The organism is Bradyrhizobium sp. 197 (assembly GCF_023073375.1).
In the GTDB taxonomy this organism is placed as follows: domain Bacteria; phylum Pseudomonadota; class Alphaproteobacteria; order Rhizobiales; family Xanthobacteraceae; genus Bradyrhizobium.
The window spans coordinates 338,095-359,456 of record NZ_JADPJJ010000055.1 but is presented as its reverse complement, the minus strand read 5'-3'; the positions used below and the strand labels follow the sequence as shown (position 1 = coordinate 359,456).

Genomic DNA, 21,362 nt, shown 5'->3' with positions numbered 1-21,362 from the left:
GCCGGAGACGCCAAAAACGGTGGCGGATCGCGTATTCCCGCGATCGCCCTTTGCGACGTCAGCTCTTTGGTTCTATCCGTTTCGCGATCAGATCGGCGAACTCACCCAGGTTCCGGGCCGTCTCGGCTTCGCCAACGCGGAATCGCACGCGAAACTTCTGCTCGACGGCGATGACCAGCGAGATCTGCATGAGCGAGTCCCACTCCTCGACGTCGGCCGCCGACAGCTCGGGTCTGGCCACGACCTTCTCAAGGAAGATGCCGTCGAATAGCTCCTGCAACTTCACCAGTACTTCAGCCTGCTTCATAAGCCCTCCGGGTTATGCGGATCTTTGTCGAACGCGTCTGATACTTCTCCACATCGAGCTCGAACTTTATTCGGGTGGCGGAGCCTTCCGTACGCACGAAGCCAAACTCCTCGTAGATCCCAGCGACGATCCCGTTTTTGGCCGTCGGAAGATAAATGCCGCGCGCTTTCGCGCAGCCGGCGACCTTTGCAAGCCGAAAAATCTCGTTCATGATCTCGTCCTCGACTTGGCGCTTAAGCACGCGGCAGCTCATAAGCCAGGTATCGAGAACAAAGGCGTCACCCTCGATCTTTGCAATGACCACAGAAATGAGCCCGGAATCACCGAATCGATCTTCAAGCCGCATCGTGAAGCACAGGTAGTCCTGCCTTTTTAAGAGCCCCCGGATCTCAGCTTCGGATCGACGGACAGTCGTCAGGTTGAACTGGTTACTGCGTGCAATCAGCTGGGCAATGCGTGGTAGGTCGAGCGAGTCGAATTCCTTAATCGTTCCTCGCATCTCCAACGACGCGAGGTAGGCTGGCATGTCGGTGACGCTCGCCGCGAGCTCCGTACGTCGCCGTTCCTGCCTGTACTGCGCCGTCCGCTCGAGATCCTCCTCGGTGACGTTCCGCGGCTCGAAATGGCGCCCGGCCTGGAGGCGGCCGATGAATTCGGCGGGATCCGGCCCGAGGAGCACGCCTTCGACCTGGGGCTGAAACTGGCGCACGATCTCGATCTCCGCTGGGTTGTCGTCGGCGAAGACGAAACTCTCCATGCCAACGCGGAGTTCATCCGCGATCCGCTGCAGGTTGTCAGACTTCGGGTCCCAGTTGGCTTTGAAGGCCGCGAAATGCTCCAGCCGGAGAACCATCTCGGGATGCGTCTCGAATACCTCGATCGCGCGCGCATGGTCGTTCTTGCTGCACACCGCAAGCAGGACGCCGCGCTCGGAAAGTGCAAGGAGGTACTTCTGGAAGGCCTTGAAAGCTTCGCCGCGGGGGGACGAGTCGCCAAGTTCGATTCCTTCGACACCGTCCTCCGCGATCACGCCGCCCCATAGCGTGTGATCGAGATCGATTGCCAGTACCTTCTTGGGGCTTTGCCTCCGGGAGGCGATCAGATGGCTTAGCTCTTGCGCGACGTCCACGAGAAAGTCAGGTGATCCGAGTTGCTTCGATTCATACCACGCTCGCGCATCCGCCGCGGCTGAGATCCCTCGGCGTGCCGAGAGGAACTCGACGTCGCAGATTTGCACCTCCGCTGGGGCCCGGAGCCCGAGTTCGAGGTTTACCGCTTTGCGGAAACTCCAATCGGCGCTAAGCGTGCGTGAACGAAACGAGCCGAGATCGAGCTCGCCTGGCAGCGGAAGATTCGCGAGAATCACCGCCGCATCCGAGCGCTCGATGAAAGTCTGCGCGAGGTTGAGGAGGTGCTTCGCCGCGTTGACTGCAGCTTCGCGCTGATGCTCTACGGCATCGAGGAGCGAGCCGGAAAACCGACAGTGGCTTGCATTCGGCAGAATGAAGGCGATATCCGGCTTGAAGGCGTACAGCGGGCTGGAGCTGTCGAGGATTTCCGAGACGAAATTATCGTACTCGCCGAGGAACTGTTCGCACTCGACCCCACGAACGGCCAGGAGATGTGCAACCAATTCGTGCAACGGATACAGGTTGTAGCCACCGATCAAGGCGAGGCGGAGTTTTGGCTGGACACTTTCGATCGAAGGTAACTTCGCCTTTTTTCGAAGCGCCGACAGAAAAAAAAGTTCTGAAAAACTCCCCGCTTGCCGCGAGCGGGTGCTGAGATGTCCCCAGAACGCGGCATCGCCGGATAGCGCCAAAGATTTGAGTTCGGCATCATTTACGTGCCGGTCCGACAGGTCGGGTAGAGCAGCGAGAATGGCGAGCCTCCACAAATGAAACAGCAATCATTTGATTGGCGCCGATACTAAATAATGTTAAAGTCCTGGTCAATTAAATAGATTATGATTTCATTTATTAAGGCAGATAAATATATGACGGGATATATGGGGCTGGCCCCGCCGGGACAGGGCACACTTGCCAACAAGGTTGAGAATCTTGAACGGCTTCCCGAGGGAAATAACCTGGTCCTGCGAGAGGTCCGGCTGGAGGATTCCGCGCAGATCATCGCTTGGCGGAACGATCCCGTTCTCGGCAAGTTCCTGACCCGGGAAAAGCTGACCTTGACTCAGCAGGCAGAGTTTTTCCGAAACTACCAGGCAAGGACGGACGATTACTATTTTATTGCCGAGTTCAAGCACTCGAGAAAACCGGCTGGCAGTATCGCCCTTGCGAACCTGGATTTTGCGGCAAAGCGCGGCGAGGTGGCGCGGTTGATCGTCGATCCGGGAGCGCGCCTCTTTCTGGCGGAGATCTTCGATCTGTTTCTCGGGTTCGCCTTCGGGCAGCTAGGGCTTTCGGTCGTCGTAGCCAACGTGCAAAGCAACAACCGATCTGCGAAGAACTTCCATATTCGCCTTGGTTTCCAAATCGAAAAGATTGCGCCGAAGGCTTGGTGGAATGGTGACGACGTGATTACGTTTCGGATGTCGCGCGAAGATTATCCACAGTTGAAGCAGGCCTGGTCGGCGCTGCTCCTCGACGCGCGGGAATAGCAGATGGATTTGCATTTTCATCATTTGGGAATGGCGTGCCGAAACATCGAGGCGGAGTTGTCGGAACTCGCAATAGCCGGCTACAGCCCTGAAGGACTTGTATTCGAGGATCCGATCCAGCAGGTGCGGATTCAGTTCGTGTCAGGCGGCGGTCCGCGCCTGGAGCTCATTGAGCCGGCCGGCGCACAATCGCCAGTGGAGGGTATCCTGAAGCGAGGCGGCAAATTTTATCATCTTGCTTACGAAGTGAGCCAGCTCGACGACGCCATCGCATGCTTCACGGCGCGGCAGTATTTTCCCGTATCGTCACCCGCGCCCGCGGTCGCGTTCGGCATGCGGCGTATAGTCTTTCTCTCGTCCGCGACGCGCACACTGATCGAACTCATCGAGGCGAGAACCGAGCATGAATTGGCGAAATGTCGATCGGGGGCTGAGTGACGATTTGCGCGAATCCGTCGGACGAAACAGGTCTACTGCGCCGAACCCATTCAGCGGCACGGAGGCCGCCAGCTTGCAGTCTCACGATCGGATCGGGGCCAATCTCGGACAGGAGAATGCCCATGTGCCCCGATGCCGGAGGTGCCGTTGGCCAAACGGCCAATCCATTTTCTGACAATACGGTTCGATCCATATCACCCCAGAACTGCACGATAATGGCACCGGCGGGCGCGCAAGCAGCGAGGTGTGTTGCTTCCGGCGAACCGATACGAGGTTCAGCCGCCGGTCGCAGCGCGACGACGATTGCGTCCCACTCGTCGCGATACAGATCTTGCACGTTGTCGAAGGTGTCCACGCTCGCTCCAGAACTTGCGAGACCGGCGCGCAGCGAGCCAACAAAGTCGTTGTCGCACAACACAGCGATGCGATTCTTGTAAACGGATAGTCCGCAATCGTGGAGTTGTTTCACGCACAGGGGACCAAGGAACGAGAAGACATCCACCGACGGGTGGCGTTCGTTCACTCCGACAATCGGAATTCCGCGCCGTAAGCATGCTTCCATGTCGAGATCCTTGGGGCGAAATTCCCAAGCCTCGAACATCAGGGCGATGACGGCGTTTCTTGGTAACTCATCAATGAGTGCAGCGGTAAGGGGGCGTAGATGACCGCTGTTGGTTACGATGTCGGTTTGATGGAGGACTTCCGGGGTGATCTGCTCCAAGACGTCGATGCGATCGGCCACACCGACCAAATCTGCGAGCTCCAGAGTCTGTTGCCGGGCTTCAGCTGGTGTGCCGTGTCGTGTAGGCCTCGTGAAGGCATAGACGTGTTTGGCTCCGGCCATCGCTGCAAGGGCGGCCGTCACGGCATACGCGCCGGTCGCAGCTTCGGTGAGCACTGTAAGTTCCGAAAGGTCTAAGAGAGTTTCCGTGAGGGCCCGGCTCATCAGGGCTCCCAGACGCGGCAGTGAGAATCCTGGTCGTAAGGCCGTATTAAAGCCAGACCGCAATTGCCTGAATGCTGCTCCTGCCTCGGTTCCGGTCATGAACTGCTTTTCGCTTTCGCCACTCGGGAAATGGCCGTGCGCTTGGGCGCGGCACGTTCGGGGCCGATCGGCCCTAATTCGGTGTGCGCTGAACAGGCTTATGAGCGAAGAAGAAATTGTCTGCTATTAAATTATATTTAAATTTATAATAGATCTAACATTGAAAATGTCAAATGCGAGAGCCGGGATCATGCATTCCTCGGACGGGTAGATGGGCGCGATTGTGCTGATTGGCGATGAGCATATTAGCGGATTCCCCAGCTCACGTGCGCGGTTTCGAGCGATAGTCGCCCCAGCGAAGACCTCGGACCAGGCTTGTAATTAAATTGTCCGAAATAACATATTTAACTTGCGGGGCGGCTATTCTGGCCTATTTTCGATTGGGCAATCATTGCAGGATGACCCCGATGACCCACCTGGACGCCGACAGCGAAGACCGTCGTGAGTTCTTGAAGAGTTGCGGAAGATTTGCCGCCGTGACCCCTCCAGCCATGACCTTGTTGCTCTCCACCTCTCTTACCTCGGCCGCCATCGCGGGCTCGGCTGGCCGAATTGTGCACGGCAACAATGGGGGCGGCAACGGCGGCGGGGACGGCAGTCCTAACGGCAAAGAGGATGACGACCGCTGAAGGGGGGCGCCAACGGCCCGCGACAGCCATGCCGGCGTTCGCGCGGGCGCCGGTACAACGATTGCTCGTGCTCAGCCGGTCTGGCGGCGCTTCTGGCCGGATGAGCGGTTGATCAACAGGTCGGTCAGCTTTTTGCCGGCGCGAAGCTGCTCTTTCAGCCATCGGGGTTGCTTACCGCGACCAGACCAGGTTTGGGATGGTTTCTTAGGATTCCGGTACTTCGGCAGCACTGGAGGGTAGGGGCGCCGTGCACGCTCCTCGGTGGGAGTGCCGGCGGTTCCCTCTATCCTGCGAAGCCGCTGTTCGAGCTTGGCTTTTTCCGCGGTCATTCTGCGACTGAGAACCGTGGTCACCTCGTCGTAAAGATGCCAAAGGTCCCCCGTAGGGACGGATGTCCAGTCGTCCTTACCCATGGAAGCCGTCCCCAGCTACTTCCGTCAAACAGGAAGGTCGAGGGGATATCAGGTCGAAGCCCGGTCCGGCAAGCACGATCGGTTGGTCCGGCACGTCCGGCCCGCGCCGACGCCTGTCGCCGCTACCGCCTCGTTCTGGTTGTCCGACCGAGCAGGCGCCTCCCAGAGGCCCTTCGCCGGTTGGCTCGTCGGGGCCCAAACATCCGCTGTTCGGCCTGCAATACGCGACTACGCAAATTCTGCAATTCGGTGAATTGAACGATCAGATCCTGATGAGTTTGACGCAGAACAGCCGAAGAATGCATGTGACCACCTACACTCGTTACAAAGATCACCTCGTAACCGCTCAGTGAAGTTGCCGGGCTGACGAAGAAGCCGGTTCAACTCTGCTGACCAGTTGTTCATCGGTGCTATAGTTAGATTGAAGGCCTTTCCCTGGATTTCGCTCGAAACGAGCATTGGCAGGGTGCTTTCGTTGAAATCAGGCAATTTGAAAAATTTTCATTCCTCATTTGAGCTCCCCGCCGATACACAAAATCAAAGGATCGCAGCCGTTCTTTGCGTCGGATGAACGCTCCTCGACGATAATATTACTCTGCAGCCTCCCCGGGTTGGATCGCCTCGTTTTAGGCGAAACTTCGTTGAATGTTAGATTTGAATCGCGGATATCCCTATATATCCTTCGTAATATAGCAGCGGTGGACCGATTAGATGGATGTCGATTATGATAGTCAGCGACTCACCCGCGCCCAAAATACACCTGCCGGGCGAAGTTTACTTGCGTTACTATCAAAAATTGCTCGGAAGGTCCGCTTCCGCCGAAGAATTTCGCGTTTTGGCGTTTCGAGCAGAGCCCGGGTTCGTACGGTGGTGCACGCAATTTCAGAGTGAGTTACGTTCACACCGCGGTCAAGCGTTGCGAGATGTGCCTCAACAAGTGCGACACTTTGACATTGCAAATTGGCTTTATGGTTAGCGAACGTTACCGAAGACGTTGCTGGAATAAACTGCCGCATTGTGGGTTTACGAATTGGGCAGAGGAAGCATGCGTCGCATCAGAATTGTCATCGCGGACCGGCACCCGATCGTTTTGGAGGGAATCAGCAGCGTCTTGGCGACGCAGCACGATTTTGCGATCGTGGCCTCATGCGGAGATGCTGCAAGCTGCATCGAGGCAATTCGACTTCTTGTGCCGGACATTGCGCTGGTGGATTTGGGCGCGCCTGAAATGAGCCGGTCTGACTTCCTGGCTCTGGCAAACACCGCGGGCCAGGGTACTCGGGTAGTTTTCTTCGTTGATACGGCTGGCGATGACGCGTTGCAGAAGCTGGTTGCCGACGGGGTCTGTCTCGTCCTCACGAAGCATGCGAAGCCGGAGACGTTAGTCGCCACCCTGCGGAAGGTTGTTCAGATCCGAGGATTGGCGTCACGGTCGCACAGCACTGGGCAGGTTGCTGAAGACTCTCGCGCAGGTGAGGAGAAGTCCCTGACCCAGCTGACGGACCGGGAGCGGCAGATCATGCGGCTCGTATCGGAGGGGCTATCGAATAAGGAAATTGGGCGTTGCCTGAACATTGCCGACGGTACGATCAAAGTCCACCTTCATCACATCTTTCAAAAACTGGACATCAGTAATCGGACAGTTCTCGCGGCATTGGCAATTTCACGGAATGAGCTGCATTCAGCGCCTCGTGAGTCGAGTGCTACCGGTCTTACACAGCGAGATCCCGCCAGCGCGAAATGACGAGGACGTTAAGCGCAACAACGCCTTTTCGACTCACGGGAATCGGGTCTGCCTCTCAAGGAGGTTCTCGGATGTCCAGGCCCGCGGCCCCCGCAATCCGAGCCACGCTTTTCAGCATGCCGCAGCAAATGAGCCGACGTGCTGGCTGGGCAAGTCAATGCGCTATGCATGCGCTGAAACGATGCTAATTTTCGGCTTTGGTCGCGCTCGAAACCCGAGTGATAGCGCGGTCGCAATCGGCCTTGAGCCTCTCTTCCTCTTCATCTGCGCAATCGACGCCGCCATATGCGGTCGGGCTTCCGGAGCTGCCGCCGGTCGCGAAAGGCCCTTTACCATTGCCTCCGGCACCAGCGGATCCGCCGCCAACGGGTGTCCCTGCAGCAGCATGAGGTGAGCTGGGCCGGCCACCGCCGGGTGCTCCACCCCCTCCGGATGATCCGCCGCTACTGGAGGTCCCCGACCTTACCGCGGAGGACCGGTCGTTGTCGAAGACAGACTGGCTCTTGTCGCCTTGCGTCGCTCCGTTCAGACCGCCCGAACGTGCAATGGCTTTCGAGGTCAGGGAGGTGGACAGAAGCAATGTCATGACCGGGGGCGTCACGGCCGCGAATCTTCCGCATGTCTTCAAAAATGCCCGCCGGTCGTCGTCTTCGTTGCCGTCCCGGGTCACGCTGCGCTCTCCTCGATTTAAATGAAATATAAAAGCATGGTATTATATATTATATTTTAAACAAGGAGTTTTCTTTGGAATGGCGGGAATTGCTGGGCGCGGCGACGTGGTTGCCGAACCATACCGAGAGGCGATGGTCCGAAGTGTGGTCGAGGGCGGGCTGCGGGCGCGGCATTCGGACCGCTGCCTTTCGCAGTCAGCATCGATTGGACCGGAAGCTATGCGGCCGTCCTCATCGGTTGTTGTGCTCTTTGCCTTACTTGCGTGCGGGGCTTGCGCTTTCGCGGTCCAGTGACCGTCCTCCGCGCGGCGAAATTAATAGCCAAGCGAAAGAGTGGGCGAGCGGGATCTCCGCTTCAGGGCGACCCGCGCAATAGTTGATCTCCTAGCGTCCGTCAGGGCGATTGTCCGCACTGGGTCAAAATGCGAAGAACTCAACCTGAGCAAATGTGGTTCGCCAATAGCATCAAGAGCGGCCCTTCACTTAGATGATCGCTGCGAACAGATCCCACCGGCCCGGAAGTCCCTTAAGTTCATGCGATCCGCGCTCGGCGAACCTCAAACCCGCGCCTGCGACGAGATCGGTGACGACCCGCGACACCAAGACTTCGTCAGGCTGCGACTGCGTCATAACGCGCGAAGCTGCATGCACGGCGACGCCGCCTATATCGCGGCCCCTGATCTCGATTTCGCCGGTGTGAAGACCCGCTCGGAGCGCCAAGCCAATCTGTTTTGCAGCTGTTCCAAGCGCGAGAGCGCAACGAACGGCGCGGGCTGGTCCGTCGAAGGTGGCGAGAATGCCATCGCCGGTGGACTTGATCAAAGTGCCGCGATGCTTCTCGACGATTTGCGACGCCAGTTCATCGTGACTGTCGAGCAATTTGCGCCATGCCCGATCGCCGGTTTCGGCGGCGCGGCGCGTTGAATCGACAATATCCGTGAACAGGACCGTGGCGAGAACGCGATCGATATCCTCCGGCGAGCCGTCGCGATGCCCCGTCATGAACTCTTCGATATCGCCAAGCAGCTCGTCGCGATCGCTGAAGCCGAAATATGGACTGTGGTCATCTCCGGCATACTCGATGAATCGCGCGCCGGGAATCCCCGCGGCTAAATCGCGGCCATGCTCGACCGGTACCTGCACGTCGCCGTGACGATGCAGCACGAGCGTCGGAGCGCGTACGTTCTCAAGCAGCTGACTCACGTCGATCGACGCATTCAGCAGGGCAAACTGCTTTATGGCTCCCGGACTGGCTGCAAGCCTTTCATACTTGGCGAATTGCGCTACGGCGGCAGGATCGATCGCGAGGCTGGGAGCAACTCTGTTGATCATCGCGCCCGTGCCCCACGACTTCATGAGCTGTATGGCCTGTTGCTCGCCGTCTCCGGGCAAGTCGCGTCGCCGTCGATAGCCGCCAAAGAGGATGAGTTTGGATACGCGCTCGGGATAGGTGGCAGCAAACATGACGCTCATCGCGCATCCCTCGGAAACGCCAAGCAGCGCGGCCTGGGTTGACCCGATGCTATCCATGACGGCGCGAACATCATCCATCCGCTGTTCGAGTGAAGGGGCTCCGGCTACCCTGTCGGAGAGCCCCTGGCCTCTCTTGTCGAAGGAAACCACGCGGGCGAAGGTCGAAAGACGGCGCATGAACGCGGTATAGCCGCGCAGTTCATGCAAGAATTCGACATGCGAAATGATGCCCGGGACCATGATGATATCGACGGGTCCGCTACCCAGCGTTTGATAGGCGATATTGACGTCGCCGCTGAGCGCATAGCGCGTCTCCGGCATGGCAAAATCGATCATCAGTCACTTCCTTGACGGCTAAGGTCCCCACCGCCGAAGCAAACAGGCGACATCGTTCGTCACCTGGTCGGCGCGCAGCGGGCATCTTATCGTACGGGCAGCTCAACAGGGCTAGAGCAATGGCCTCGAAATGTCGCAAAAGCAGCTGTAGAGGCCGAGCGAGACCGTGGTCCGGTTCGCCCGCCCCATCCGAACTTCTGCACCAGATCACTAGCGCGGGACATCACAGGGGGCTCCGTCAAAGCGGACGCGCGCGGCATGGATGTCGGAATAACGACGATCGGCCCAATCGACGAGGCTCGCCATCGGCTCCAGCAGGGATTGGCCTAGCGGGGAAAGGCAATACTCAACGCTCGGTGGTTTGGTCGGAAAGACATTGCGGGTGACAAGTCCGTCGCGCTCCAGGTCGCGCAGCGTCTGGGTGAGCATGCGCTTCGAGATGTCGCGGATGGCTCGATGAAGCTCGCTGAAGCGCTGCGGTCGCATCGCGAGGGTCATGATCATGAGTATGCTCCACTTATCGCCGATGCAGTCGAGTACGTCGCGCACCGGGCAGTGTACGGATTCTGCTGACTGGGCGTCGTCCGATTGATATCGGCTGAATCGCTCGATCGCGCTCAATGCGTCGCTCATGCCGGTCTCCTTTTTCTCTCCTGGTTACAAAAAACTGCCTCCTTACGGTGCAGACCTCAGGTCTCTATGTGAGACCTACCCTAGAACGTAGACCTTTAACACCGGGAGAATACGCATGTTTCTAGTCACGGGAATCACGGGAAAAGTCGGCGGCGCAACGGCCAGGCATCTGCTGGCCCAAGGTAAGAAAGTACGCGCGCTGGTTCGCGACCGCGCGAAGGCGGCAAGCTGGTCAGACCAGGGCGTGGAACTGGTCGACGGCGACTGGAACAATGCGGCCGCCATCGAACGGGCGCTCAAGGGCGTCGACGGCGCGTTTGTCATGTTGCCGGCGGTCTGGGCCCCCTCGCCGGACTTTAGGGAAGCCAAGGGGGTCATCGCGAACTATGTCGAGGCGTTGACCAAGGCCGCGCCCCCGCGGGTCGTCGGGCTCTCGTCGATGGGTGCGAACAGAACCAGCGGGTTGGGGATGATCACAGCCCTGTCGTTGCTGGAGCAGAGCCTTCGCAAACTGACATCGCCGACTGCCTTCGTGCGCGCCGGCGGGTTTTTCGAAAATTTCCTTTACGGCCTGCACGCCGCCCAGGGCGGCACGCTCCCCGTCTACTACAATCCGACCAACCGCAAATCGACCATGGCCGCGACGAACGACATCGGTGCCGAGGCGGCGACGCTGCTGACCGGGCCGGCGTGGTCGGGGCATCGCGTCATCGAACTTGGTTCGATGGTCAGCGCGGATGAAGTCGCAGTGCAACTGGGCGATGTCATGCAGCGCGAAGTCAGGGCGTTCGCAGTGCCGCGAGCCGAGTGGTCGGCAGCGTTCGAGCAGTTCGGCATCCCGAAGGGCCAAACTGGACCGGCTGAAGCGATGTTCGAGGCCGTTAACGCGGGCTGGATGGACCTCGGCGTAGCGGGCACGGAGCACGTCGCCGGCACAACGCTGCCCCGCGATGTCTTCGCGGCGGCCCAGAAGACCGCCACGGCGTAGGTCCGGATCAGCGATGAGATGCGACTTTCGAACCTGCTCCGGAAAGTCGCATCTCCTTCGGAATGAATGCGTCGCGGCCGCCCCTCCCTTGGCGGCCACACAAGTCCTCCGGCGCCCTCATCAGAAAAGGATAGACAAATGTCAAAGAGTTCCTGGAGCCAAGTCTCGGCCTTGGCGCTTGCTGTTTTCTTCGTCGTGGGATCGCTCAGCAACATCTTCGCTCCGGGGTCCATCTACGAGGAATATCTTCGGTGGGGATACCCACACTGGTTCCATTTCGTGACCGGATCGCTAGAACTCACGACCGCCGTTCTGCTGGTGCGGGCACGAACGCGGCTGTGGGGCTCGGCGCTCGGCTGCACAGTGATGTTGGCGGCGCTCGCGACCGTCACACTGCACGGCGAATACGGGCACGCGGTGGCGCCGCTTGTCGTCGCGACACTATCGATAGTCGTCGGCTGGATCGCCTCGCGGAAAGCGGCTCCCCGGCCCGGCATGACCGACGCTACTGGAGAGCCGAGGGATTGTCTGCGTGCGAACGTTCGCGGCTGAAACTGGATGTCCACCTACCAATGTTTGGCCCTAGCTGACCCCGCGTTTGATCGGCTGCTGCGTGTTCTGCAGCTACGGGTCGATCCCGTGTCCGCCGATCCAGTCCGGCGATGAGGACCGACAGTCCTGCTGCGGCTGAGATCCGGCAGGTTTGGCTGGCGAACATGTGAACCGGGCTGGCTTCCATAGTTTCACTTTCCGTGGGATGGTCGTGCCATGCATTTGCGGCGACTGCTCAAACTCGCTCTCGCGCTCTTTGTGAGCCTCGGCCTGATGCTGGCGCCTCTGATCACGCCGGCCGCCGCTGCGCACGCGCGATCGGCCGTGATGGCCAACATGTCCATGTCGGCCGACATGCCCTGTTGTCCGGAGGAGCAGAAGAGCAAGGACTGCCAGGACTGTCCGCTGGTTGCAATGTGCGTGTTGAAGACGGCCCAGGCGGGACCCTCTGAGGCCGCCGCCCTTCCGCTGCGGCACGCAATCCGGACCACCCACTCAGTGGCGGACGACGTGGTCGGCGACGGTTTGATCCGTCCACCTCCCGACCAACCCCCTCGAATCCTGGCCTGAACGGCGCTTGACGCCGATTACGTCCGTGCGCTTTGCGCCCGGATGGCGCACGCCGCCTCGGCGGCGAATTCAGGACATCGAGGACACACAACATGAAGACGTCTACCTTCGCGCGGGCCGTCCAGGCCGCGTTGATCGCTGCGACCATCGGCGGCACAAGCACGGCCGCATTGGCCGACATCAAGGACTACACGTTCGAGCTCGTCGACCAGTCGGTCCAGGCCGGGCCCGACAAGATCATCACCGTCAGGCTCGTGAACACCAAAACCGGCAAACCGGTGCCGGAGGCGGTGATCTTCGCCAGCCGTTTGGACATGGCTCCGGACGGGATGCAGGAGATGGCGACCAAGGTCACGGCCATGCCCGGGACCGAGCCCGGCACCTACCGCTTCAAGGCAAGCTTTGGCATGGCGGGACGGTGGCAGCTTTCGCTGGGCGCCAAGGTCCAGGGCGAGACGGGTAGCGTCGAGAACAAGCTCGTCATCACGGCGCACAAATGACCCGCCCCATCGCCACAAGCCTGGTCGCCGCGTTGATCGCGGCGGCCGGGATCGCATTCGTCATCGCCGGCCCGCAGCGGCCGGCGGCTCGAGCCGTGATCGGCCTCGCTGCGGCCGAGGAGAGCGGCGCCCCGATCTACTACCAGGATCCGGACGGCAAGCCGTCTTACTCGCTTGTGCCAAGAAAGACGCCGGACGGCCGGGATTACCGCGCTGTGCCCGCTGGCGCCGACGTCGGCTTCGACGACGACCAGCCGGCGACAACGGCCGGCGATTCCGGAGCGCGACGGATCAAATACTACCGCAATCCCATGGGCCTGCCGGACACCTCCCCGGCGCCGAAGAAAGATTCCATGGGGATGGACTACATCCCGGTCTACGAGGGCGAGGACAGCGACGACGGCTCCGTCAAGCTCTCCCCGGGGAAGATCCAGCGTACCGGCGTCAAGTCGGAGCCCGCAGCGAGGCGGGTGATCCGGACCGTCGTCAGGGCGCCGGGCACGATCGCCCTCGACGAGCGGCGGATTTCCGTGATCGCAATGCGGGCGGAAAGCTTCATCCTTAAGGTCGCCGACGTCACCACCGGATCGCATGTTGCCAAGGGCCAGCCCCTGATGGAGGTCTACAGCCCCGCGGTGTCCTCCGCGGCGGCCGAGTACCTGACCACCATCACCTCGAAGACGACCAGCGGCGACGTTCAGTATGGCCGTGGATCGCGGCAGCGCCTGATGAATCTGGACGTGCCCGATGCTGCGATCTCCGCCATCGAGAAGAGCCGGACCGTGCCGACCTCGATCGAGTGGACTTCGCCGCGCGACGGCATCGTGCTGGAGCGCAATGCCATCGAAGGCATGCGCGTGCAGCCCGGCGGCGTCCTGTTCCGGATCGCCGACCACTCCCTTGTTTGGGCGCTGATCGACGTCGCCGAACGCGATCTGGGCATGATCGCCAAGGGCCAGCCCGTCGCGGTGAAGGCGCGGAGCTTTCCGGGCCGGGAGTTCACTGGGCAGGTCCAGGTGATCTATCCCGAGATCAACAAGGAGACCCGGACCGCGCGCGTCCGCGTTGAACTGCAGAATCCGGACCTGATCCTGCTGCACGACATGTACATCGACGCCGGCATCGACACCGGTAGCGGCGAGGCCGTCCTCGCGGTGCCGGAGAGCGCCGTGGTGGACACCGGGAGCCGGCAGGCCGTTTTCATCGACAAGGGGCAGGGTCGGCTGGAGCCGCGCGAGGTCAAGCTCGGCCACCGGGGCGGCGGCTTCGTGGAGATCCGGCAGGGCCTCGCGGAGGGCGACGCCGTGGTGGTCTCGGCGAATTTCCTGATCGATGCCGAAAGCAACCTGAAGGCCGCCCTGAAGGGCTTTGCCGAAGGGGCGCGGCAATGATCGCACGCCTCATCGCCTGGTCCGCCCGCAACCTGTTGCTGGTCCTGTTCGGGACCGGCTTCGCCGCCGCGGCGGGACTGTACGCGCTTCTGCATCTGCCGCTCGATGCCATCCCGGATCTCTCGGATACCCAGGTGATCGTCTACACCGAGTACCCCGGCCAGGCGCCGCAGGTGATCGAGGACCAGGTCACCTATCCGCTGACGACGGCGATGCTGACGGTCCCGAAATCGAAGGTGGTCCGCGGCTTCTCGTTCTTCGGCGTCTCTTTCGTGTACGTGATCTTCGAGGACGGCACGGACATCTATTGGGCGCGCTCGCGCGTGCTGGAATTCCTCAATGGCGCCAGCGCGCGCCTGCCGGCCGGTGTCACACCCACGATCGGTCCCGACGCGACCGGCGTCGGCTGGGTCTACCAGTACGCGGTGATGTCGAAGGAGCTGAACCTCGCCGACACGCGGACCATCCAGGACTGGAATCTGAAGTTCGCGCTGGCCAAGGCCGAGGGCGTCGCGGAAGTCGCGAGCGTCGGCGGGTTCGTCAAGCAGTACAACGTGATCCTCGATCCGCAGCGCATGCGCGACCGGGGGATCACCATGCAAAAGATGCGTGACGCCATCCGCGCCAGCAACGCCGACGTCGGCGGGCGAACGGTCGAACTCTCCGAATTCGAGTACGTCATCCGCGGCAAGGGCTACATCAAGTCGATCAACGACCTCGGCGACATCGTGCTGAAGACGTCCGGCGGCACGCCCGTGCTGCTGCGCGACGTGGCAAGGGTCGAACTCGGCCCCGACGAGCGGCGCGGCATCGCGGAGCTGAACGGCGAGGGCGAGGTCGCCAGCGGCATCGTGCTGCAGCGCTTCGGCCTCAATGCTCTGGAGGTGATCCAGAACGTCAAGAAGCGCTTCCGGGAGATCGCCTCGAGTCTGCCGAAGTCCGTCGAGATCGTCCCGGTCTACGATCGCTCCAACCTGATCTACGCGGCAATCGACACCCTCAAGCACACGCTGTTCGAAGAAAGCGTCGTTGTCGCGCTGGTCTGCATCGTGTTCCTGCTGCACGTGCGCAGCGCGCTTGTTGCGATCCTGATGCTGCCGGTCGGCATCTTGATGGCGTTTGGTGCCATGAAGCTGCTGGGCCTCGGCTCCAACATCATGAGCCTCGGCGGCATCGCAATCGCGATCGGCGCCATGGTCGATGCGGCCATCGTCATGATCGAGAACGCGCACAAGCACCTCGAACGCGCCGAGCCGGGAAAGTCCAGGATCGACGTCCTGATTGCCGCCGCGGCCGAGGTCGGGCCGGCGCTGTTCTTCAGCCTGCTGATCATCACCGTGTCGTTCATGCCGATCTTCACGCTCGAATCGCAGGAGGGTCGGCTGTTCAGCCCGCTTGCGTTCACCAAGACGTTCTCGATGGCGGCCGCCGCGCTTCTCTCGGTGACGTTGGTGCCGGCGCTGATGGTGATCTTCGTGCGCGGGCGGATCGTTCCGGAGCACCGGAATCCGATCAACCGGTTCCTGATCTGGATCTACCGCCCGGTGATCAAGGGCGTCATGCGGGCGAAGACGCTGGTGGTCGTGCTCGCGCTCGCCGTGCTGGCCGTGAGCATCTGGCCGGCGCGCCAGCTCGGCACCGAGTTCATGCCGAACCTCAATGAAGGCACGCTGCTCTACATGCCGACCACGCTGCCGGGCATCTCCGTCACCAAGGCCGGCGAACTGATGCAGACCCAGGACCGAATCATTCGATCCTTTCCGGAAGTCGCCTCGGTCTACGGCAAGGCAGGGCGCGCCGCGACCGCCACCGATCCGGCACCGTCCGAGATGTTCGAAACCCTCGTCAACCTCAAGCCGAAGGAAGAGTGGCGCCCCGGCATGACCATCGACGGGCTCATCGCCGAGATGGACAAGGCGCTGCAGTTTCCCGGGGTGTCGAACGCCTGGACCATGCCGATCAAGGCGCGCATCGACATGCTGTCGACGGGGATCAGGACGCCTATCGGGGCCAAGGTGATCGGGACGGATCTCGTCGAGATCGACAAGCTCGCCAAGCAGATCGAGCAGGTCCTCAAAACCGTTCCGGGTACCTCATCGGCCTACGCCGAGCGCGGGATCGGCGGCTACTACCTCGAGGTCACGCCGGACAGGGCCGCGCTGGCTCGTTACGGCATCATGGTCCAAGACGTGCAGGACACGATCGCTATGGCGCTGGGCGGGCAGACGGTGACCACCACCGTGGAAGGCCGGCAGCGCTTCACCGTCAACATGCGCTATCCGCGCGATCTGCGCGACAATCCGCAGGCTATCGCCAACGACGTGCTGGTGCCGATGCCCGCCGGCGGCGCTGTGCCGCTCGGCGAAGTGGCGAAGGTCGCGCCGGCGCGCGGGCCGACCTCGATCCGGACCGAGAACGGGCAGCTCGCGACCTACGTCTACGTCGACATCCGCGACCGCGACCTCGGGGGCTACGTCGCGGACGCGAAAGCCGCCGTGCAGGCCAGCATCCGGTTTCCGGCCGGCTACTACGTGATGTGGAGCGGCCAGTACGAATACCTGGAGCGGGCCACCGCGCGGCTGAAGATCGTCGTTCCCCTGACGATGATGATCATCTTCCTGCTACTCTACCTGAACTTCCGCTCGATCACCGAGACGATGATCGTCATGCTCTCGCTGCCGTTCGCGCTGGTCGGCGGGCTTTGGCTGATGTGGTGGCTGGGCTTCAACCTCTCCGTTGCCGTCGCCGTCGGCTTCATCGCGCTCGCCGGCGTCGCGGCCGAGACCGGCGTTGTCATGCTAATCTACCTCAACCAGGCGCTGGCGGAGACTGCGGCGAGGCGTGCCGCCGAGGGGCGGGCCCTGACCCGCGGCGATCTCTACGACGCCGTCATGGAGGGCGCGGTGGAGCGCGTCCGGCCCAAGATGATGACTGTGGTCGCGATCATGGCGGGCCTGCTGCCGATCATGTGGAGCACCGGGACCGGCTCCGAAATCATGCAGCGGATCGCGGTGCCGATGATCGGCGGGATGATCTCCTCCACGCTGCTGACGCTGATCGTGATCCCGGCGATCTTCGGATTGGTGAAGGGCTTCGGACTTCCGCCCGGTGATCAGGGCAGGGCCCAGTCGGCAGATCAGACAAAGGAGCCCGTCAAGGAGCGAGTGCTGCAGCCTGCTAAATAAGATCGACAAGGCGCCATGCGCGAAGTCCTCGAGCCGGGCATGGCACGACTTAGACGATCGAACGGCGATCGAGCGTGGCCGATGCACCGTCAGGACAACGGTGCGGGCCCAACTTGCGTATGGACGGAGTTGATCCGAACTTCGCGGTACAATGGACCCCCAGCGATACAGATGAATGAACGATCGATCGAGCAGTATGCCGAGCACTGCAGCTTTAGGTAGGTAACGTGCGCGGTCGCGAATGGGATGCCGGCTCGCGGGGAAGGGCGACTTCACCCTTGCAACTCCAGGAGTTTCGCGTGGAGCTCTTTCCAGGGAGCTTTCCGGAAGGGAGTTTTGATGGCGTACGAAGTTCGGAGGGCGAGCGGCAGAACGAGTATGCGCGAGCGGCTTCGCTCAAGTAACGCAAACGGACGCGTTCGTCAGCCGGTGCCGTTCAGTCGTAGCTAAGCCGCTCGGATTCCTCGCGAGTGTAGTCTCTTGCGTGAATACGATCGGCGTATCTGGTGGAGATCGGCCCAAAGGCGGGCGGCAACGGGCCGTCGGTGAAGAGGTGGTGACAATCGTCGAGATGGCCGCCTCGCACCGTCGCGTTGCGACCGAACTTGGTCGTGTCGGCGACGAGCACCGCCGTGCGCGAATTGGCGACGATCGATTGACGTGCTTGAACCTCGTCCATGTGAAAATCCAGCAGCGCGCCGTCTTGATCGATGCCGCCGACACCGAAGATCCCGTAGTCGGCTCGAAAACCCGCGAAGAAGCGCGCGGCGGCCTCGCCAACAATATCCCGATCAAGCGGGCGGAGGGTGCCGCCGGCGATCGTAATCTCGACCTCAGGGTTTTGTGCGAATGCAGCAGCCACGTTCAGATTGTTGGTGATGACGCGCAGATCCTGACGACGGGATAGTGCCTGCGCAACGTATTCTGGCGTCGTGCCAAGTCCGATCATCAGCGATACTCCATCGGGAATGAACCTGGCGGTCGCATGCGCAATGCGCTGCTTGGCGACGGCGTTCAAACCTTGCCGGCTTCCATAGGCCAAATTCTGGTTCTGGACGGGAAGGCTGACACCGCCGTGGATTCGCCGGAGCAATCCTTGGTCGCAGAGCGCATTCACGACACGGCGAATGGTCTGCTGCGTCACCTCAAAACGCGTCGCAAGTTGCTCGATCGAGGCGAAGCCTTGCTCGCGCACGATCTCTAGTATGGGGGCTCGACGTGAGGTGGAGGTCTTGAGCATAATTGATCCGTTCCAACCAAAGTATCATTTGAACGCTTTAGACGCAATTTTCTGTTTCATATGGGGTCACACTATGTTCATATGAACATAATAATTGCTGCGCCAATGAAGTTGCGCGGTCTGGAGGAACGGCATGGATCGGTCTGCTTGGGGTGAGGAGCCTTTGGCTGCTCCGCGAGGGCAGGACAAAGCCGGTATGAATGGCCACGCCGGTGCCCGGCACCGAACCCGGCATTTGAGAGCGAACAGACCATGTCAGCGATTACGCTGAGCCACGTCTCCAAATTTTGGGGATCGATGCGCGCTGTCGATGACGTCAGCCTGACAGCCGACGAAGGCTCGCTGCTGGTGCTGCTCGGGCCCTCCGGATGCGGCAAGTCGACGACGCTTCGATTGATCGCGGGCCTCGAGGAGGCCGCCGTCGGCACGATCACTATTGGCGGCATCGATGTTACGCATCTCACTCCGGCGCAACGGAAGATCTCAATGGTCTTCCAGTCCTACGCCCTGTTTCCGCATCTAAGCGTGGCCGAGAACATCGTCTTCGGACTGCGCGTGCGCCGCGTGTCTCGCGCAGAGCGGGACGAGCGGCTCCGGCGCGTCGCCGACATTGTCGGACTCAGTGGTCTGCTGGAGCGCAAGCCGTCGCAATTGTCCGGCGGGCAACGCCAGCGGGTAGCGCTCGGCCGCGCTATTATCGCGGAGGCGCGCGTCTGCCTCATGGACGAGCCGCTTTCAAATCTGGACGCCAAGTTGCGGCACGAGATGCGGACGGAAATCCGCGCGCTGCAGCAGCGCCTCGGCATCACCATGGTCTACGTGACCCACGATCAGACTGAGGCGATGACGATGGCGGACCGCGTCGTGCTGATGCGCGACGGCCGCGTCGAGCAGAACGGCTCGCCGGAAGAACTCTACAATCGTCCGGCAACGGCTTTCACGGCACGGTTCATTGGCACGCCGCCGATGAATCTCGTGCGCCAGGGCGACAAGCTCATTGGCCTCAGGCCGGAGCACATCAGCATCGTCTCCGGCGGCGATCATGTTGTGCGCGTCAAGGCCGTCGAGCATCTCGGCGCGGACAGCATCATGCTGTGCGAGATGGGTGGGCAGCCCATCTCGGTGCGGCTTGACGGCTTCAGCAAGGTTCGACCGGGCGAGGATATCCGAATTGCCTGGGATGCGGATTACGAACACCGGTTCGATTCGACCACGGAAGTTCGGTTGGAGAGCATTGTCAAAGAGGGCCGTCTGGCAGCATCCGACCGATGAGGGCGGCGGTGTCAGGGCGGATAACGAAGGAGACTAGGATGTTTGCGCGCCGAACAATGTTGATGGCAGCTGCTTTCGCTGCGCTGTCCATGGGCGCCGCCCGTCCGGCGGCAGCGGTGGACCTCACGATGTACTATCCGGTCGCGGTCGGCGGTCCCGTCACCAAGATCATCGATGACATGGTCTCGCGCTTCGAGAAGGACAATCCGGACGTCAAGGTGACGGCGGTCTATGCCGGCAATTACACGGACACGATGACCAAGGCGATGACAGCGATGAAGGGCGGCCAACCGCCGCAATTGTCGGTGCTGCTGTCCACCGACGTGTTCACGCTCATGGACGAGAACGCGATCGTGCCGATCGACGGCCTCGTCAGCGACAAGGCGTGGTTCAAGGATTTTTATCCGGCGTTCATGGCGAACGGGCAGATCGACGGCAAGACCTGGAGCATCCCGTTCCAGCGTTCGACGATCGTGCTGTACTGGAACAAGGAGGCCTTCAAGGAAGCCGGCCTCGATCCGGAGAAGGCGCCGGCGTCCTGGGACGAACTGGTCGAGATGTCGAAGAAACTCGTCAAGAAGGACGGTGCCGGAAACACCACGCGCTGGGGTGTCGAAATTCCCTCGACCGGTTACGCTTACTGGATGCTGCAGGCGCTGGCCATCGAGAACGGCCAGAAGATGATGAACGAGCCCGGCAATGAGGTGTATCTGACCGCACCGAAGACGGTCGCCGCGCTTGACTACTGGGTCGATCTGTCGCGCAAGCACAACGTGGCGCCCGCGGGCAGCATCGACTGGGCCACACTGCGCACCGACTTCCTCGAAGGCAAGACGGCGATGATGTGGCACACCACCGGCAACCTGACGGCGGTCAAGGATGCCGCGAAGTTCCAGTTCGGTGTGGCCATGCTTCCGGCCAAGGAGCAGCGCGGATCGCCGACCGGCGGGGGCAATTTCTATATCTTCAAAAGCGCCTCCCCGGAGCAGCAGAAGGCAGCGGTCAAGTTCATCCAGTGGATGACGGCGCCAGACCGTGCAGCGGAATGGAGCATGAAGACCGGCTACGTGGCTGTGTCCCCGGCCGCCTACAAGACCAGTGCGATGACGGAATATGCCAAGGGCTTCCCGCAAGCGACCGTCGCGCGCGACCAGCTCGAGCACGCGGTGCCGGAACTCTCCGTCCACGAGAACGGCCGCATCTACAAGTTCGTCGGCGATGCCGTGCAAGCCGCGATCACCGGCACGCAGAAGCCGCAGGAGGCGCTCGCCGTCGCCCAGCAGCAGGCCGATCGCGTCTTGCGCGCCTACAAGTAAGGAAAAGGCGGGATGGCGGCTCGCCGCCATCCCGCTGATACA

At 61.2% G+C, this 21,362-nt stretch carries 19 protein-coding genes and 1 pseudogene; 12 read left to right on the top strand and 8 right to left on the bottom strand.

What is annotated here, in order from left to right:
- Window positions 1–58: 58 nt before the first annotated feature.
- Together IVB27_RS13095 and IVB27_RS13090 are read right to left on the bottom strand one after the other, a co-directional pair.
- Window positions 59–307 (bottom strand): acyl carrier protein, encoded by a 249-nt coding sequence (locus IVB27_RS13095; RefSeq protein ID WP_247443969.1) that lies wholly within the window; start codon window positions 305–307, stop codon window positions 59–61.
- On the bottom strand, window positions 294–2,216 hold the full coding sequence (locus IVB27_RS13090) for an HAD-IIIC family phosphatase (RefSeq protein WP_247443968.1): 1,923 nt from the start codon (window positions 2,214–2,216) through the stop codon (window positions 294–296). Before IVB27_RS13090 ends, IVB27_RS13095 begins: the two co-directional genes overlap by 14 nt.
- A gap of 87 nt (window positions 2,217–2,303) precedes the next feature.
- Between IVB27_RS13090 and IVB27_RS13085 the strand changes: the two genes are divergently transcribed.
- Window positions 2,304–2,924, top strand: coding sequence for a GNAT family N-acetyltransferase (locus tag IVB27_RS13085; RefSeq protein WP_247443967.1), 621 nt, complete (start codon window positions 2,304–2,306; stop codon window positions 2,922–2,924).
- 3 nt (window positions 2,925–2,927) lie between these two features.
- Window positions 2,928–3,362, top strand: a complete 435-nt coding sequence (locus IVB27_RS13080; RefSeq protein WP_247443966.1) for a VOC family protein — start codon at window positions 2,928–2,930, stop codon at window positions 3,360–3,362.
- On the opposite strand, the gene IVB27_RS13075 is transcribed toward IVB27_RS13080, so the two are convergent.
- Window positions 3,307–4,308, bottom strand: a complete 1,002-nt coding sequence (locus IVB27_RS13075; protein WP_247443965.1) for a hypothetical protein — start codon at window positions 4,306–4,308, stop codon at window positions 3,307–3,309. The genes IVB27_RS13080 and IVB27_RS13075 overlap by 56 nt on opposite strands.
- Before the next feature lie 506 nt (window positions 4,309–4,814).
- Between IVB27_RS13075 and IVB27_RS13070 the strand changes: the two genes are divergently transcribed.
- Window positions 4,815–5,036, top strand: coding sequence for a hypothetical protein (locus tag IVB27_RS13070; RefSeq protein ID WP_247443964.1), 222 nt, complete (start codon window positions 4,815–4,817; stop codon window positions 5,034–5,036).
- 71 nt (window positions 5,037–5,107) lie between these two features.
- Here the strand turns inward: IVB27_RS13070 and IVB27_RS13065 are convergent, their stop codons facing one another.
- Window positions 5,108–5,449, bottom strand: coding sequence for an H-NS histone family protein (locus tag IVB27_RS13065; protein ID WP_247443963.1), 342 nt, complete (start codon window positions 5,447–5,449; stop codon window positions 5,108–5,110).
- 1,045 nt (window positions 5,450–6,494) lie between these two features.
- Between IVB27_RS13065 and IVB27_RS13060 the strand changes: the two genes are divergently transcribed.
- Window positions 6,495–7,193: a LuxR C-terminal-related transcriptional regulator gene (locus IVB27_RS13060; protein WP_247443962.1), complete on the top strand. Its 699-nt coding sequence runs from the start codon at window positions 6,495–6,497 to the stop codon at window positions 7,191–7,193.
- Between the two features lie 307 nt (window positions 7,194–7,500).
- Here IVB27_RS13060 and IVB27_RS43590 read toward each other — a convergent pair.
- From IVB27_RS43590 to IVB27_RS13050, 3 genes and pseudogenes are all read right to left on the bottom strand, one after another.
- Window positions 7,501–7,863, bottom strand: a pseudogene (locus IVB27_RS43590) (hypothetical protein); the annotation flags it as partial.
- 484 nt (window positions 7,864–8,347) lie between these two features.
- The gene (locus IVB27_RS13055) at window positions 8,348–9,673 is read right to left on the bottom strand and encodes an adenylate/guanylate cyclase domain-containing protein (RefSeq protein WP_247443961.1); all 1,326 of its coding nucleotides are present in this window, start codon (window positions 9,671–9,673) and stop codon (window positions 8,348–8,350) included.
- A 210-nt stretch (window positions 9,674–9,883) separates the two neighbouring features.
- On the bottom strand, window positions 9,884–10,306 hold the full coding sequence (locus IVB27_RS13050; RefSeq protein WP_247443960.1) for a winged helix-turn-helix transcriptional regulator: 423 nt from the start codon (window positions 10,304–10,306) through the stop codon (window positions 9,884–9,886).
- Window positions 10,307–10,421: 115 nt separating this feature from the next.
- On the opposite strand from IVB27_RS13050, the gene IVB27_RS13045 reads away from it, so the two are divergent.
- The 6 genes from IVB27_RS13045 to IVB27_RS13020 all read left to right on the top strand — a co-directional run bounded on the left by IVB27_RS13045 (window position 10,422) and on the right by IVB27_RS13020 (window position 17,492).
- Window positions 10,422–11,294: an NmrA family NAD(P)-binding protein gene (locus tag IVB27_RS13045; RefSeq protein ID WP_247443959.1), complete on the top strand. Its 873-nt coding sequence runs from the start codon at window positions 10,422–10,424 to the stop codon at window positions 11,292–11,294.
- Between the two features lie 138 nt (window positions 11,295–11,432).
- On the top strand, window positions 11,433–11,846 hold the full coding sequence (locus IVB27_RS13040; RefSeq protein WP_247443958.1) for a DoxX family protein: 414 nt from the start codon (window positions 11,433–11,435) through the stop codon (window positions 11,844–11,846).
- 216 nt (window positions 11,847–12,062) lie between these two features.
- Window positions 12,063–12,416 carry a hypothetical protein gene (locus tag IVB27_RS13035; protein ID WP_247443957.1) on the top strand — a complete coding sequence of 118 codons (354 nt, stop codon included), beginning with the start codon at window positions 12,063–12,065 and terminating at the stop codon, window positions 12,414–12,416.
- A gap of 92 nt (window positions 12,417–12,508) precedes the next feature.
- A complete protein-coding gene (locus IVB27_RS13030; protein WP_247353557.1) occupies window positions 12,509–12,916 on the top strand; it encodes a FixH family protein in 408 nt (135 codons plus the stop codon).
- A complete protein-coding gene (locus IVB27_RS13025; RefSeq protein ID WP_247443956.1) occupies window positions 12,913–14,307 on the top strand; it encodes an efflux RND transporter periplasmic adaptor subunit in 1,395 nt (464 codons plus the stop codon). Before IVB27_RS13030 ends, IVB27_RS13025 begins: the two co-directional genes overlap by 4 nt.
- Window positions 14,304–17,492, top strand: coding sequence for an efflux RND transporter permease subunit (locus IVB27_RS13020; protein WP_247443955.1), 3,189 nt, complete (start codon window positions 14,304–14,306; stop codon window positions 17,490–17,492). The genes IVB27_RS13025 and IVB27_RS13020 overlap by 4 nt, the downstream gene beginning before the upstream one ends.
- A 436-nt stretch (window positions 17,493–17,928) precedes the next feature.
- Here IVB27_RS13020 and IVB27_RS13015 read toward each other — a convergent pair whose 3' ends face one another.
- Entirely contained in the window at window positions 17,929–18,732 is an 804-nt protein-coding gene (locus tag IVB27_RS13015; RefSeq protein ID WP_247443954.1) for a DeoR/GlpR family DNA-binding transcription regulator, read from the bottom strand.
- A 252-nt stretch (window positions 18,733–18,984) separates the two neighbouring features.
- On the opposite strand from IVB27_RS13015, the gene IVB27_RS13010 reads away from it, so the two are divergent.
- A complete protein-coding gene (locus IVB27_RS13010; protein WP_247443953.1) occupies window positions 18,985–20,004 on the top strand; it encodes an ABC transporter ATP-binding protein in 1,020 nt (339 codons plus the stop codon).
- Between the two features lie 56 nt (window positions 20,005–20,060).
- Complete coding sequence (locus tag IVB27_RS13005) at window positions 20,061–21,320, top strand: ABC transporter substrate-binding protein (protein ID WP_247444034.1); 1,260 nt, start codon at window positions 20,061–20,063, stop codon at window positions 21,318–21,320.
- Window positions 21,321–21,362: the final 42 nt, after the last annotated feature.

Excerpts from the sequence above, each read along its gene's own strand:
- IVB27_RS13025 (WP_247443956.1), top strand. The coding sequence starts at position 12,913 with ATGACCCGCCCCATCGCCACAAGCCTGGTCGCCGCGTTGATCGCGGCG.
- IVB27_RS13010 (WP_247443953.1), top strand. The coding sequence starts at position 18,985 with ATGTCAGCGATTACGCTGAGCCACGTCTCCAAATTTTGGGGATCGATG.
- IVB27_RS13045 (WP_247443959.1), top strand. The coding sequence starts at position 10,422 with ATGTTTCTAGTCACGGGAATCACGGGAAAAGTCGGCGGCGCAACGGCC.
- IVB27_RS13040 (WP_247443958.1), top strand. The coding sequence starts at position 11,433 with ATGTCAAAGAGTTCCTGGAGCCAAGTCTCGGCCTTGGCGCTTGCTGTT.
- IVB27_RS13055 (WP_247443961.1), bottom strand. The coding sequence starts at position 9,673 with ATGATCGATTTTGCCATGCCGGAGACGCGCTATGCGCTCAGCGGCGAC.
- IVB27_RS13070 (WP_247443964.1), top strand. The coding sequence starts at position 4,815 with ATGACCCACCTGGACGCCGACAGCGAAGACCGTCGTGAGTTCTTGAAG.
- IVB27_RS13095 (WP_247443969.1), bottom strand. The coding sequence starts at position 307 with ATGAAGCAGGCTGAAGTACTGGTGAAGTTGCAGGAGCTATTCGACGGC.
- IVB27_RS13085 (WP_247443967.1), top strand. The coding sequence starts at position 2,304 with ATGACGGGATATATGGGGCTGGCCCCGCCGGGACAGGGCACACTTGCC.
- IVB27_RS13020 (WP_247443955.1), top strand. The coding sequence starts at position 14,304 with ATGATCGCACGCCTCATCGCCTGGTCCGCCCGCAACCTGTTGCTGGTC.
- IVB27_RS13005 (WP_247444034.1), top strand. The coding sequence starts at position 20,061 with ATGTTGATGGCAGCTGCTTTCGCTGCGCTGTCCATGGGCGCCGCCCGT.
- IVB27_RS13035 (WP_247443957.1), top strand. The coding sequence starts at position 12,063 with ATGCATTTGCGGCGACTGCTCAAACTCGCTCTCGCGCTCTTTGTGAGC.
- IVB27_RS13075 (WP_247443965.1), bottom strand. The coding sequence starts at position 4,308 with ATGAGCCGGGCCCTCACGGAAACTCTCTTAGACCTTTCGGAACTTACA.
- IVB27_RS13080 (WP_247443966.1), top strand. The coding sequence starts at position 2,928 with ATGGATTTGCATTTTCATCATTTGGGAATGGCGTGCCGAAACATCGAG.
- IVB27_RS13060 (WP_247443962.1), top strand. The coding sequence starts at position 6,495 with ATGCGTCGCATCAGAATTGTCATCGCGGACCGGCACCCGATCGTTTTG.
- IVB27_RS13015 (WP_247443954.1), bottom strand. The coding sequence starts at position 18,732 with ATGCTCAAGACCTCCACCTCACGTCGAGCCCCCATACTAGAGATCGTG.
- IVB27_RS13065 (WP_247443963.1), bottom strand. The coding sequence starts at position 5,449 with ATGGGTAAGGACGACTGGACATCCGTCCCTACGGGGGACCTTTGGCAT.
- IVB27_RS13030 (WP_247353557.1), top strand. The coding sequence starts at position 12,509 with ATGAAGACGTCTACCTTCGCGCGGGCCGTCCAGGCCGCGTTGATCGCT.
- IVB27_RS13050 (WP_247443960.1), bottom strand. The coding sequence starts at position 10,306 with ATGAGCGACGCATTGAGCGCGATCGAGCGATTCAGCCGATATCAATCG.